The organism is Legionella nigrisilvae (assembly GCF_977063395.2).
This window is the reverse complement of record NZ_CDRUGZ020000009.1, coordinates 1-260: the sequence shown is the minus strand read 5'-3', so window position 1 is coordinate 260 and position 260 is coordinate 1. Positions and strand designations below refer to the sequence as shown.

The following is a 260-nucleotide window of genomic DNA, read 5'->3' as shown; positions in this document are numbered from 1 at the left end:
GACGCTATGGTCGCCAGGAAAACTGTTTATGCATAATGGGGGCTATTATACCCGAATTATGCTTTAGGTAAATAAAGAGGTGCACATTTTTTTGTAAGTGAGGTCAAAAACCTCACTTTAATACCTTTAAACTTGTATCTGGAGCTATGAACTGAAGTAGCTCAGATTATATGGTCAAGACAATCAGCCAATTAGTACAAGTTAGCTTCACACATTACTGCGCTTCCACACCTTGCCTATCAACGTTGTAGTCTTCAACG

General features: G+C 39.2%; 1 rRNA gene. It reads right to left on the bottom strand.

Going from position 1 to position 260, the window contains the following annotated elements:
* Positions 1 to 170: 170 nt before the first annotated feature.
* Positions 171 to 260: ribosomal RNA gene (locus tag ACWTE2_RS00055) — 23S ribosomal RNA — on the bottom strand; the annotation flags it as partial.